The sequence below is a fragment of the Psychrobacter lutiphocae DSM 21542 genome (assembly GCF_000382145.1).
GTDB lineage: Bacteria > Pseudomonadota > Gammaproteobacteria > Pseudomonadales > Moraxellaceae > Psychrobacter > Psychrobacter lutiphocae.
Window position 1 is genome coordinate 16135 of sequence record NZ_KB907657.1, and the last position, 13985, is coordinate 30119.

At 43.8% G+C, this 13985-nt stretch carries 12 protein-coding genes and 1 tRNA gene; 9 read left to right on the forward strand and 4 right to left on the reverse strand.

The window, feature by feature from the left end; translation table 11 throughout:
• The first annotated feature begins 320 nt into the window (after positions 1-320).
• The 7 genes from H140_RS0111385 to H140_RS0111420 all read left to right on the forward strand — a co-directional run bounded on the left by H140_RS0111385 (position 321) and on the right by H140_RS0111420 (position 8938).
• Positions 321-1571, forward strand: coding sequence for an MFS transporter (locus H140_RS0111385; RefSeq protein WP_026349053.1), 1251 nt, complete (start codon positions 321-323; stop codon positions 1569-1571).
• Between the two features lie 89 nt (positions 1572-1660).
• A complete protein-coding gene (locus H140_RS0111390) occupies positions 1661-2965 on the forward strand; it encodes a valine--pyruvate transaminase (protein WP_019673787.1) in 1305 nt (434 codons plus the stop codon).
• Positions 2966-3257: 292 nt separating this feature from the next.
• Positions 3258-4058, forward strand: a complete 801-nt coding sequence (locus H140_RS0111400) for an arylesterase (RefSeq protein WP_019673789.1) — start codon at positions 3258-3260, stop codon at positions 4056-4058.
• A gap of 38 nt (positions 4059-4096) precedes the next feature.
• A complete protein-coding gene (locus H140_RS0111405) occupies positions 4097-4780 on the forward strand; it encodes an ABC transporter ATP-binding protein (RefSeq protein WP_019673790.1) in 684 nt (227 codons plus the stop codon).
• Entirely contained in the window at positions 4777-5373 is a 597-nt protein-coding gene (locus H140_RS0111410) for an HAD-IB family hydrolase (RefSeq protein ID WP_019673791.1), read from the forward strand. The genes H140_RS0111405 and H140_RS0111410 overlap by 4 nt, the downstream gene beginning before the upstream one ends.
• A gap of 124 nt (positions 5374-5497) precedes the next feature.
• On the forward strand, positions 5498-8227 hold the full coding sequence (locus H140_RS0111415; protein WP_019673792.1) for an ABC transporter permease: 2730 nt from the start codon (positions 5498-5500) through the stop codon (positions 8225-8227).
• 168 nt (positions 8228-8395) lie between these two features.
• Positions 8396-8938, forward strand: a complete 543-nt coding sequence (locus tag H140_RS0111420) for an IS630 family transposase (protein ID WP_019673793.1) — start codon at positions 8396-8398, stop codon at positions 8936-8938.
• A gap of 273 nt (positions 8939-9211) precedes the next feature.
• Here H140_RS0111420 and H140_RS0111425 read toward each other — a convergent pair whose 3' ends face one another.
• The 3 genes from H140_RS0111425 to H140_RS0111435 all read right to left on the reverse strand — a co-directional run bounded on the left by H140_RS0111425 (position 9212) and on the right by H140_RS0111435 (position 11557).
• A complete protein-coding gene (locus H140_RS0111425) occupies positions 9212-9595 on the reverse strand; it encodes a DUF2147 domain-containing protein (RefSeq protein WP_019673794.1) in 384 nt (127 codons plus the stop codon).
• 285 nt (positions 9596-9880) lie between these two features.
• Positions 9881-10309, reverse strand: a complete 429-nt coding sequence (locus H140_RS0111430) for a hypothetical protein (RefSeq protein WP_019673795.1) — start codon at positions 10307-10309, stop codon at positions 9881-9883.
• An 81-nt stretch (positions 10310-10390) separates the two neighbouring features.
• Entirely contained in the window at positions 10391-11557 is a 1167-nt protein-coding gene (locus H140_RS0111435) for a DNA/RNA non-specific endonuclease (protein ID WP_019673796.1), read from the reverse strand.
• A 211-nt stretch (positions 11558-11768) separates the two neighbouring features.
• On the opposite strand from H140_RS0111435, the gene H140_RS0111440 reads away from it, so the two are divergent.
• Together H140_RS0111440 and H140_RS0111445 are read left to right on the forward strand one after the other, a co-directional pair.
• Positions 11769-11859: transfer RNA gene (locus tag H140_RS0111440), tRNA-Ser, on the forward strand.
• Positions 11860-12342: 483 nt separating this feature from the next.
• The gene (locus H140_RS0111445) at positions 12343-13626 is read left to right on the forward strand and encodes an iron-containing alcohol dehydrogenase (protein ID WP_019673797.1); all 1284 of its coding nucleotides are present in this window, start codon (positions 12343-12345) and stop codon (positions 13624-13626) included.
• A gap of 89 nt (positions 13627-13715) precedes the next feature.
• On the opposite strand, the gene H140_RS0111450 is transcribed toward H140_RS0111445, so the two are convergent.
• Positions 13716-13985, reverse strand: a 270-nt coding sequence (locus H140_RS0111450) for a transposase (RefSeq protein ID WP_019673798.1), incomplete at its 5' end; no start/stop codon positions are given.

Here is a 13985-nt window from a genome sequence, read left to right on the forward strand (position 1 = left end):
AGTAACTAGCCGATAAATTCAAACAGTACATTTAAACAGTAAGTCAGCGCCATTTACGAGCTATCCGCACTGTTATTTTTTAGTTATCAACCTTGTATAGTCCTATTTTGGTAAAAGCAGATACATAACCAAATCCGATACAAGGCCAATACATAGCCAACAGATTTTCACGGCTTATTTACTTCTGCTATTTCAAAGATTTCTGTTATTTCAAAGATTTCTGTTATTTCAAAGATTTCTGTTATAGTTAAAACCATCGCTACGGCGGTGGTTTTTATATGCTCAGTCCTCTATTTTTTGTCACAGGTCAGTGGTTTATTATGGCAAACTCAACATCCTCAAATTCAACACATTCGACTGCGCCTAAGCAGCCCTCGTCACGTGCTGTCTTTTGGTTGGTACTGATTGCCATTTTGCTTATGGCCAGCACCATGCGTGCGCCTATTGTGGCCCTAGGTGCTATTGCGCCCGTGGTACAAGACGCACTAGATTTAAGCGCCACGCATATCGGTTGGCTGGGTGCTATTCCGATGCTGATGTTTGCTTTGGGTGCGTTAATCTCGCCCCCTATTGGCAAAAAGTTTGGCTTAGAAAACACGCTCATTGTCGTCGCCTTAGTCCTCACTTCAGGGCTACTCATCCGCTCGTGGTGGGTCGGTTGGACTGGGTTTTTTATTGGCACTTTTATCATGTCATTGGCGATCGGCTTTGCCAACACCTTAATTGCGCCAGTGATTAAGCAACGCACACCCGGACATATCGCTTTAATTACCGGTTTATTTAGTCTAACCATGTCAGTGATGTCTGGGCTGATTTCTGGGGTTATTTACCCGTTAACCGAACAGGTCGGCTGGCAAATGGCGTTAGGCAGTTGGTCGGTATTGGGCATCTTGGCGATGATAGCTTGGGTGGTATTGCGCCTTAAAGTTGGCTCCTCCCACAAAGTCCCTGAAGCACTAGATGCGACCATCATAGAAACAGCTGAGATCTCCGTCTGGCGCGCACCTTTGGCTTGGCATCTGGCCATATTTATGGGCTTACAGTCCTTGTTATTTTATACAGTAGCCGCCTTTTTGCCCTCCATCTGGATTAGTAAGGGGTTGACTGAAGTTCAAAGCGGCAATATGGGCTCTGTGTATCAATTAATGGCGCCAATTGCTATTATTAGCATGACTTGGTTAATCCGCCGTGGCATATCCATCCAAGCCGTAGCACTCGCTTGTGCCTTACTGAATGTAGCGGGTACACTTGGAATATTGTATTTTTCACCCAATTTGGCCACGATATGGACAGCTGCCATAGGTCTGGGTAGTGCGGGTATTTTTACCTTATGTATCATGCTATTTTCGATGCGAACCTATTCACCACATCAAGCCAGCAAGCTATCTGGCATGGCACAGACCATTGCTTATTTAATCGCCTTTGCTGGTCCCTTTGGTACAGGCTGGTTAATTGCACAAACACAAGATTGGAATGTGCCCTTACTGCTCATCTTTATTCTAATGATTGTCAACGTCGTCTTTGGTTGGCTCGCCAGTCGTCCGATTATGATTGACGGCAAGCCTGTTTAGGCACTACTCTATGGCAATACATAACAAATATACACCCCATCTAAGCCTTTAATTTCACTTATTTTAAGCATATAAAAAACGGTACGTTTATGAAGTTTTCAAAATACGGTCAACAATTCACCACAACCAGCGCCATCTCTCAGCTGATGGATGACCTAGGCGATGCACTTAAAAGCCCTACTCCTGTCAATATGCTAGGCGGTGGCAACCCAGCACGTATCGATAAAGTGAATGAGGCCTTTTTTCAAGTTTATAAATCACTAGAAACGGGTGGTATTAACGGTGATGCTATCGAATCTATTGGTAATTACTCCAACCCTCAAGGCGATAGTGGCTTTATTAACGCTTTGGTCGAATTTTTTAATGGTCATTATGATTGGAACCTCACCACAGAAAATATCGTCTTAACCAACGGCTCACAGAACGCCTTCTTTTATTTATTTAACTTATTCGGTGGTGCCTTTGAAGATGAGCACGGCAATATCAGCGACAAATCTATTTTGCTACCGCTTGCCCCTGAATATATTGGTTATAGCGATGTACAGATTGATGGTGAGCACTTTATTTCCATCAAACCTGAGATTGAAGAAGTTGAACATGACGGTGACAGTGGTTTTTTTAAATATGCGGTGGACTTTGACGCATTAGAAAACTTGCCAGCACTCAAAAACGGTAAGGTCGGTGCTATTTGCTGTTCACGCCCAACCAACCCAACTGGCAACGTGTTAACCGATGATGAAATGGCGCATCTTGCCCAAATCGCTAAGCAGTATGACGTGCCGCTAATCATTGATAACGCCTACGGTGAGCCGTTCCCCAATATCATTTACCCTGATGTCAATTTAAACTGGGATAGCAATACCATTTTGTGCTTTAGCCTATCAAAAATTGGTCTGCCTGGTGCCCGTACAGGTATTATCATCGCCGCACCAGAAGTGGTTAAGACCGTCAGCGCTATGAATGCGGTCGTCAACCTTGCTCCGACACGCTTCGGAGCTGCCATTGCTACACCACTGCTAGAAGATGATCGTTTAAAACAGCTTTGTGATGAGACCATCCAGCCGTTTTACGCCCGAAAAGCGAAAAAAGCTATTAAACATATCAAAGAAGAGATGGGCGACTATCCAGTGCTTATCCATAAGCCAGAAGGGGCGATATTTCTTTGGGTTTGGTTTAAAGATTTACCGATTTCGACCACAGAGCTATATGATCGTTTAAAACAAAAAAACACCCTAATTATTCCTAGTGAGCACTTTTATCCTGGATTGGATACCAGCGACTACCCTCATGCCTTTGAGTGTATTCGCATGAGTATTGCGGCCAGTGATGAGACGCTTGAGTCAGGTATTAAAGTGATTGGTGAAGTGGTACGTGAGCTTTATGATAGTAAATAAGCCAATATAACTATCAATAAATATGCGCGTTCTTTAACGCCATATATGAGATGCTAGCGAATAGAGGTTAGCTAATATAAAACAGCTCAATGTAAACCCATGCCCAAGCTTGACCTTGTCAGGATTTGGGCATTTTTATTACGCAAATCTAAAAGACTAGCGCAATGATATAACCATTTATAAACAGCCAAACCTCATCATCACTGCTAGTATATAGGCATCGTTTTATCATTATCATTTGTTTAAGTATTATAGTTTTAACAACCATCCCTATTTTTATTTGAGGTTCGTTATGTCCTTGGCATTTTTAAAGCCGTTAACCGCTCTGGTCGTTGCCAGCGCCCTGCTCATCGCCTGTCAGCCCAGCTCAAATGAGTCAACTGACACTCAAGCGACTGACAACGCCACCACTGATTTAGCACAAAACACAACAACCGAACAACAACCGGTACAGGCTGAAAACGCTGAGCAAGATAGCACGCCAGAACAAGTCATCGAACAGCCTGTGACCATCTTGGCATTGGGTGATTCATTGACCGAAGGCTTAGGTCTAGCAGAAGAAGACGCCTACCCTGCTCAATTAGAAAAGACGTTACAGCAAGCCGGTTACGTCAATGCCAAAGTGATTAACTCTGGATTAAGTGGCGAGACCAGCACAGGCCTGGTGAACCGCTTGGACTGGGTATTAAAGACCAAACCTGACATCACTATCTTGACCATTGGCGCCAATGATGCGATGCGCGGTATCGATGTGGCGACTGTAGACAGTAACATTCGCACTGCCATACAACGCTTGCAAGACGAAGGCAGCGTGGTCGTGTTAGGCGGCATGCAAATTTATGATAACTTGGGCGATGAATACGTAAAATCTTTTTCAGCGCTTTATCCGAAAATAGTCGAAGACACTGGCGTGGCCTTTATTCCTTTCTTTTTGGACGGGGTTGGCGGTGTGCCTGAGTTGAATCAAGCCGATGCCATTCATCCAACCGCTGAGGGCTATACCCAGATTGTGCAGAACAATATCTTGCCTGTGCTGAAGCCAACATTAGCTGAGTTTGTCGACGAGCAACCAACCGATAGCACACAACCTTAACCTTGCCTGACTAAGCCTGACTATGAGTGAGAAACCCGATGACCAACCTAACTTCTGCAACTAAGCCGTTATTACAGGCCACCAATCTCAGCAAAAGCGTGATGATTGGCGATACCAAAACTGACATCATCAAAGGCGTGGATGTGGCCGTTAATACCGGTGAATTTGCAGTGATTATGGGCAAATCTGGCTCAGGAAAATCAACCTTACTGGGTCTACTCGCAGGGCTTGATTATCCAGACAGCGGAGAAGTTTGGCTCGATGGGCAAAACCTGACGACTCTCTCAGAAGATGAGTTGGCGCAAAAGCGTCAGCAAGACATGGGCTTTGTGTTCCAATCGTTTCACTTATTACCAACGCTGACCGTCGCCGAAAACATTGCCTTTCCGCTGGATATCGCACGCCAGCCGAATGCTGAGCGAGTGGAAGAATTATTAAAAGCCGTCGGACTGACCCATCGCCGTGACAGCCTACCGCATCAGCTCTCAGGCGGTGAACAACAGCGCACAGCCTTGGCTCGTGCTTTGGTGGCACGGCCAAAGATTATCTTTGCCGATGAGCCGACTGGTAACCTTGATGAACAAAATGCGCAGCAGGTAATGAGCTTGCTGGTCGAGTTACAACAGCAATCCGGTACGGCCTTGGTGGTGGTCACCCATGATCCGGCGATGACCGAGCATGCCGATCAGGTGATTACCATTCATGATGGACGGGTTGAATGAACCTAGCATTATTCGACTTTGACGGCACCATTACCCATACAGATACCTTTACTCAGTTTATGCTGTACGCGGTGCCTAAAAATAGATTACGTCTCGGTAAACTGGTACTGCTACCCACGCTAATCAAATATAAATTAGGCGTTGAAAAAGGTCGTGATATCCGCGCAAAAATCTTACACTTTGCCTTTAAGGGTGTCGATGAGTACAGGCTGCAAGCCAAAGGCCAAGCTTATGCCTATCATATTCTGCCCAAATTTTTGCGCCCTAGTGCCATGCAACGACTGCAATGGCATAAAGACAGAGGCGACACTGTGGTTATCGTTTCCGCTTCTTTGAATATATATCTAAAGCCTTGGTGTGAAGGACATGGGCTGAAATTGATATGTACCGAGGTGGATACAAAAAACGGCATTGTCACCGGTTTTAGTAAGCAAGGCGACTGTAGCTCAGAGCGAAAACAGCAACTTGTGATGAGTCAATATAATATGGATGACTTTGATAGTGTGTATGCATATGGTGATACAGTTGAGGATAATGAGCTTCTAGCAATGGCATCGTCGGATGACAAGCGCTTTTATCAGTACTTTGATTAGCCATCGACACCGCCTGCAATGCTGCCTGTGCTAATCACTTATCGCCTATTATGTACCACAGCCTGACTGCTATATGTTATTAAACCCTTACCCACATTAACCATCAATCAATAGCCCTGCCACTATGACCAAACAACATACGCCCGTCTCAACCAGCACTTATAGCAACCTAGGTCGCAAATCGCTACAGCGCAGTTGGTGGCGACATTGGATATATCCGTTGCTATTTTTATTGGCGATGGTGCTGTCGTTATCAACGTATTTGACCCTCGACTCCATTCAGCAGTCGGTACGTGATTATGTGGCAGACAATCAGCGGGCATTGGTCGGGGGTGACTTAGTATTGCGCAGTCGTCAGCCTTGGCCAGAGTCTGTACTGAATGTGGCATCTGAGTTTGAGCCAGATGATGTGGTATATGACTATCAGTTTAATGCCATGATTTCAGACATCAAAAGCGCTGATATAACAGACTCAGAATCTCGTTCTTTAGAGAATAGCACGGCTGAACCTAGTAGTTTAGAACCTAACAGTTCAGAACCTAGTACTCTAGAGTCTGACGCTTTAGAAAATAGCGACTCAAAAGTTCAAGTCGGTGAACACACCTTATTGGCTCGAATTAAAGGCATTTCCTCCAATTATCCCTTGTATGGCGAAGTAGAATTAGCATCAGGCAAACCGCTATGGCAACAATTAACCACAGGTCAAGTGGTGGTAGAAACCCAAGTATTAACTGGGCTTGAACTGGCCGTTGGTGATACCGTCAAAATCGGTGACGCTACCTTCGTCATCGCCGATGAACTGCTCGCTGAACCAGATAGGCCGTTAACCGCATTTGGCTTTGGCGCTCGGGTATTGATGGCAGATACTGACCTAGAGGCAACCAAGCTGATGGGACAGCGTAGCCGTATCAGTTATCGCATTGAATTGGCTGGCACGTCAGAAACCATCCTAGCCACCCAAACCAAACTTGAGCCTATCGTCGAAGCATTACCCCTATCACAAGAGATTAAAGTCAGCACCGCTGATGAGGCAGATACCTCAGTGACCGAAGTGTCTGATAACGTGCTGATGTTCTTGAAATTGTTAGTGATAGCCGTACTATTTTTGTCCGCTGTGGCGCTACTTAGTGTGGTCAAAGCCTTTGTCAGCTTGCAACAAACGGCCAATGCCATCCGTCGTGCTTTAGGCGAGTCAGTGACCGCGATTAAGCGCAGTTATTATCTATTATTTGTACTGATGGCAGTAGTCGCTTGTGCCCTCTCCGCAGGCCTGAGTTTACTGATGCTCAACGTTGGTGCTCAATACTTGACCGCCATTTTGCCTGCCGATGTGCAGCTGTCTATCAAGCTGGTGAGCCTAATTAAAATCAGCATCGTAGCACTGGTCATCACCTTACTCGTCGTCCAGCATAGCCTGTATGCAGTGACCCATACCAAACCCTCTGCGGTGCTAAAACAAGCCACCAGCAATGCCCGTCAACATCCCCCTTTGTATTGGTATTTGGCCGTATTAATCGCCAGCTTTGGATTAATGGCCTATGAGTTTGGCTCAGCCAAAGATGGCCTACAAGTGTTGGGCGGTATGCTGGTACTGGCCGGCGGATTTTGGCTACTGGGTAAAGGCTGGCTATGGCTGTTAGCAAGACTGGCCAATAAAGGCTTATTTGGCATCAAACTGCTGGGCAAACAGTCGAATTGGATGGCACGTATTGCGCTGCATAATCTCTCCCGTAAAGGCAATCAATCCAGTCTATTCTTTGTCACCCTAGCGCTGTCGGTGGCGGTATTGACCCTGATTACCTTACTCAATCACAGCTTAAATACTCAGTTTGTGCAGGCCTATCCAGAAGATGCACCCAACTTATTTATGCTCGATGTGCAGAGTAATCAACATGATGATTTAAATGCACTAGTCGATGCTCCCATCACTTATTATCCAGTGGTGCGTGCTCGCGTCAGCGAAGCCGGCGGTGTGCCAGCAGCAGACATCGAAGTAGCACGTGGTGAAGGCGATGACCCGACCCGTATCTTTAACTTAAGCTATGCTGACACGGTAATGGAAACCGAATTTATCAAAAAATCGATTGAACCCAATCAGCTGTATGCTCCGCTTGATAAGCAAGCCGCTGATACAGATGTAGTCCCCTTGTCTATCCTAGACAGCGCAGCCGATCTGTTAAACGTAGGCATGGGTGACCAAATACGCTTTAACATCCAAGGCATCGAAATCGTCGGTCAAATCACCAGTATTCGTGAGCGTTATGAGCGTGGCCCTAGCCCGTTTTTCTACTTCTTATTTGAGCCTGAAGTATTGGCTGATGCGCCGCAAATCCAGTTTGCGACTACCAAGGTTGATACTGGCAGCATTCCACAATTACAAACCGAACTTGCGCGTCAATTCCCTGCCATCACTACCATCGATGGCGGTGCCATTGCCAAACGGGTGCAAGGTTTTGTGGCGCAAATGAGCCGTTTGGTTCAGTTATTTACGCTACTGGCGATTATTACTGGTTTGATGGTGCTTATTACCTCGCTACTATCGACTTCTCAAGACCGTCTGCGTGACAGTGCTTCATTTAGATTGTTAGGTATGCAAACTTCTGATTTGTATAAGATTAATATATTAGAGATTGGTCTATTGGGCATCAGCGCTGGGATATTTGCCACTGTGATTGCCAGCGGCGTGGCCTATGTACTGATTACCGAGTGGTTTAATCTGCGCTTTAGTATTCCGTGGGCCAGCTTTGGCTTGGGCGGTGCTCTATTGGTGGCGGTGCTACTGATTATTGCGGTGAGTTATGTGCGCTTGGTGATTGGGCGTGGGATTATGGCAAGGGTGAGAGGGATGGTTTAGGGTAAAAGTTTGGATCTAATCCTGCCATCTATCTTTAGATTATATGCTCATCTCTATCAAGGCTAAATGCTTCTCATATGTAGATTACTTACGATACTCAAAGCCTTGCTGTCAAAATTACAATCATATATATTAGACTATTACATCAATAGTTAGACAGGTTATCAGATGAGCTTACCCCTTAAAGAGGTGGATTTAAAGCAAGTCGATATTTGGTTTCAAGATGAAACTCGAATAGGCCAACAAGGCTCAGTGACTAGGGTATGGCACTACTGTGGTAAACGCCCAAGAGTAATACGGCAACAACAGTTTGAATCCGCTTATATTTTTGGTGCTTTTAACCCAAAAACAGGGGATAGTGTTGGATTGGTATTACCTTATGTTAATAAGCAAACCATGCAACTGCATATGCAAGAGATTAGCCATGCTGTGCCAGAGGGGCGTCATGCTGTGGTTGTTATGGATGGTGCTCTATGGCATCAACCAAGTTTAAACCTACATAATGTGACGATGCTTAAATTACCCCCTTATTCACCTGAGTTAAATCCATCTGAACAGGTGTGGTCGTATTTGAAACAACATTGGTTATCCAATAGGTGTTTTGATGGTTATGAGGCTATTGTTAATGCTGCTTGCAAGGCTTGGAATAGACTTTGTTCCAAGCCCGAGCTCATTCAGTCTATAACTTCTCGTGATTGGATTGGTTTATAGGTTTACTTATGGAATTGGTATAAACTACGTAAAAGCCAGACGTCAAGGATTAAATCCAGATGAAATCGAGCATCTGGCAACGGAAGCAAAACAAACAGCAAAAAGGTTAAAACGTCAGCAGGCCTTGAATCAGAGTTAACCCAACTTGATAGCTTTAGCTCAAAATCTATAAGAGTTAAACGCCCACAAAAAAAGCCAGATAACATATATCTGGCTTTTTCTTATTTTATCACGCTAAATTGTCGTTTTGAGGGTTACTCAAACGCGCTTAACTTATTTTTTCTTCCAAGTTTGGCTACGTGAGAATGGACCTAAATGACCTTTTAGCTTTAAGCTGTTGCCGTTTAGCTCAGCTGTTAGGCGATAGGTTTTACCGTTTTCTGGGTCAGTGATTTTACCGCCGCTGTATTTGCCGCCGCCGTCAGCTTTTAGACCTGAGATAACGGTACGACCAACAAACTTTTTGCCTTCTGCGCGAGTGGTAGAAACGATTTTACCGGTTAAAGCGCCACCAGATTCTGTGATTTTTACCACAGCTTTTGGCTGACCATCATCGTAAGTCTGCCAAGTAGTGTTGGCTAATGGATCTGCGGCCATTGCTACTGTGGCAAGACCTAGAGCTGATAAGGCTAATACTGATTGATTAAGTAATTTCATAATGCGATTCCTTTCGAGGGTTTAAAGTATTTGAGTTTGTTTGTATTGGATTATAAATAATAAGAGGTCAGTTATGCAATACAGTATATTGAAAATAACTTATAATTGAATAAGTTACAAGTATTTTAATAAATAATAAGTCAATATTTTATTGTTAAGTTTTTGACAACTGGTTTTGGTAACTGGCTAATGCCTTATTGCTATAATTCGATTATAAGGCTTAATTTATAAAAAAAAAGACTTAATTTGCCAAACTATTGCTCTAGCCTTATTGAACCGTAAGAGTTATGAAAACGGATTGTCCACTACCTTACTGGTTTGCGTCTGCTGACTTACATTAACCTCGTTTTGCACTGCTTCATCTAGCTCGCCTGCATCTTTTGCCTGTTGCAGCTCTTCAACAATAGCGTTAACTACCTGTTGTAGTTTTAATGCCTGCGCTAGTCCTTTTTTATTTTTAACAATATCAATATCGCCATAAACGATGACCTTATCGGTTTGATTTTCAAATATTAGTTCCCCGATTTGCATACTTTGATGGTCATTTTTATAGGGTGCAAATGACATTTTTGCTGTTTGGATCTCTACGTCCTTGTTTAGCACATCATCGTTTAGAGCATCATTAACTTGATGTACGACATCTTGAGCATTGTCTTTCTGTTGCTCTACTTCTGACAAATCCTGAGCGTCATTCTCATAGTCTGACTGGGTCATAATACAATTTCCTTTTAATTGTTATCTTCTATTGTCATTTTTTTAGTGATTATAAAAGGCACGAACCACAGCTAATAGTCACTATTGTTTATGCAAAAAGTTATCAACAAACCATCGTAAAACCTCAATTAAAATAAGATACCACAATGGCTCCTCATCTTGCCCTTCTGTATGCTTATTATCACTTGGATTACGCTTGCTTGCTTCACGCTCACTGGCTGACTGGCGCTGGCTGGCTGAATAATCTCGACCTATCTCTGGCATCTCACTGATACTGGTTGCTAACGGCATGGCTCTGGCTTTTGCTTGCTCAGAAATCTTCGGAAATACATCAATACCTGAGCGTAATGCTAGTTCATCGATACTGATAATCTCGACCCGATCACTATCATCATTTGGTGAATAATATACCCCAGCCTCTTGCGTTTGTGGGACATACAAGGCCTTAAACATATGACTTGGCACCAGTACCCGACCATTGAGCTGGGTGACCTGCTTACCTCTAAATGCGACACCAGTGACCACATACACCTCGCCATAATGCTTGGTTAAATATCGAGTCACCGACTCAATATTGCGCCAGCTATAACGGTTGTTTCTTGGATGTTGCGGGACGATATTGGCCAAACTAAAGCTATCATACTGCTGTTGCCTATTTGCCATATCACCATTGGGCGCCAAATGCCCTCTATCATAACCTGTGCCTTTATAGTCTGATAACTCGGCACGCATCGATTGAGGTAATCTACTTTCACTATGAAAGCTATCCTCTCTAGGAATCTCCTCTGCCAAGAATAAGCGCTCACGGGTCAGATATTCAGCTGACCATAAAGGTGTACGTGATAACCCTGAATACAGAGTTGCAAAGCCATTAAAGCATAACGGTACACTTTTATTTAATAGCTTGCTATCGATATAATCTGGCGCCGTGCCTGCATAAAAATTATCTGCACACTGGCTAAAGTCAGCACCAAAAGCTGTCACTGACCACCAGCAACTTGTAACTAGTAAACTCACAGCCCAAACGCATTGACGCTTTACTATATAGCTTCTCAATTTTTGCTGATTTCTTACTCGTCGCTCAGCCGTAGCAACGACTGGCTGTTGGTGTGTTACTCTCTGCCTAGCTAGCATGACATCCTGAATCACCACACCACATCCAATGCGCAAGGTCTGTCGAATCTGCTGCAAATCAAAACCAGTTATCTTCGACCACTGATTGTACTTTTGGTCATTATTGTTTACCACTATTATCGCCTTACTTTGACTGATTTTTATCGTGCTTAGCACACACTACAAAATAGCTTCATGCTAACAACGCTTGCAACAGCTGTAAAGCATTTTGCCAAATAAGACGTCAACTGCTGACGTTTAATGTGTCGATATCTTCGCAAAATAAAAGTATAACAGCCGAAGATGACAAAAGGGTTGGCTTTCGGTATACTATACGCCTTAAAATGGTGAAGTGGCCGAGTGGCTGAAGGCGCACGCCTGGAAAGTGTGTATACGTTAATAGCGTATCGAGGGTTCGAATCCCTCCTTCACCGCCATTATTATATTTTTTACTGTCTTTCTTTTTTGACTTCCGATTTAATCAATTTGATCTGGCCTATATGAATGGCCTTTTTTTATGTCTGTTATTTATTGCATATCGCCATTAACACTCCATCTCATGGTCGCAGTCAACCAATTGAGAGATAGGGCAACTTGAGAGATAGGGCAACCAAGTAAAAGTGCTACTGAAGTAGGCTACATAAGGTCAACACCGTCACTCTTTTATTTAACTATGACTATAAAAACATAGCTTTTACAATATGATATACAGACTTACAGCCACTTAGAAAAATAACTTCTAGCTCATAACATATACCACCCAATCACTTTTTCTTCTTTTCATCTGGCTTAGATGGTGGCACAATAGCCATCATTACATTACACTATGACAATGCACTCAACCTCTTGATTTGTCGCTAACTTTATATTTATGTATGCGATATAGAACATCAAGCTATCGCTATTTAAAAGGATTTAATATGCTCGCTCAGCCCCTTTCTGCCCTAAAAAAATTGTCACCAAGTACTTTAAGTCACGCCAGCTATCTGGCAGTAGCCAAAACCCGTGCAAAAGCATTACAGGCCATATCGCTAGTTGTCACCGTACCCAGACCTCAGCTATTTATCGGTGAGCAGTCTTGCTATGAGCTGTGCGATATGATGATTCATGAAGGCGCAACCAAGGTGCTAATCGTCACCGATACGGTATTAAATCAGTTAGGTATCCCAGATAAAATCACCCGTTACCTTGAGCAAAATAACATTGCCTACCACCTATTTGATGGCATTACGCCAGATCCTACCTTTAGTGTGGTCGAAGCAGGTTTAAAGCATTCAGTGGACAACCACTGTGATGCAATACTGGCACTTGGTGGAGGCTCTGTGATTGATGCATCAAAAATTATCGCCATCAGCCAAGCTACTGGACGCAAACCCAAAAAACTGATGGGCGTCTTAAAAGCCTCTAAATGTATGCCACTATACTGCATCCCAACCACTGCTGGTACTGGTTCAGAAGCCACATTGGGTGCGGTTATCTCAGATGACAAGACACATCAAAAGTCCTTATCTATTGACCCTAGAATGGTACCTTTAGCCTCTGCCGTAGATCCTACCATTATGCAAGGTATGCCAGCACACATTACCGCTGATACAGGTATCGATGTACTAACCCATGCACTTGAAGCTTGGATGAGTGTCACTGCCACCAGTGAGACAGATTATTATGCAGCTTCTGCTACCAGATTAGTGATGCAATATTTGCCAAAAGCCTATGCCAATGGCGATGACTTAAAGGCGCGTGAGCAGATGGGCATTGCCGCACATTACGGCGGTATTGCATTTAATAAGGCTGGTTTAGGTTATGTGCATGCCATCGCTCACCAGTTGGGCGCTCATTATGGTATTCCTCATGGTCGAGCCAATGCCATTGTGTTGCCTTATATCCTTGATGCCAATCGCAATGTAAGCAAAGACAGGTTGGCAGCGCTGGCTAGAAAAACAGGGGTTGTAGATTCAGATCAGCCACAGGCCAATGATGACGAGGCGGCTGATTATTTGATTGCTCAAGTGAGACATCTGATCGCTGATGTCAATATTGATGCAAGGGTCAAAGACATCAATCCTGCTGACTTTAAGAAGATAGCCAAAGGGGCAGCCAAAGAAGTCCGAGATACTTATACCGTACCTCGTTACTTGACCACCGCCCAGATTGTTGCAATTTTACACAAAATTAAAGCAGCCAGTGATGCTTTAAGTACTTAATTTTCTTTAATTTATTTGCTCTCTAAGAAACGGAAGGCAACTGCCTAATAACCGAAAAAGCCATAGTAATACCAATTCCATAAATAAACCTATAAACCAATCCAATCACGAGAAGTTATAGACTGAATGAGCTCGGGCTTGGAACAAAGTCTATTCCAAGCCTTGCAAGCAGCATCAACAATAGCCTCATAACCATCAAAACACCTATTGGATAACCAATGTTGTTTCAAATACGACCACACCTGTTCAGATGGATTTAACTCAGGTGAATAAGGGGGTAATTTAAGCATCGTCACATTATGTAGGTTTAAACTTGGTTGATGCCATAGAGCACCATCCATAACAACCACAGCATGACG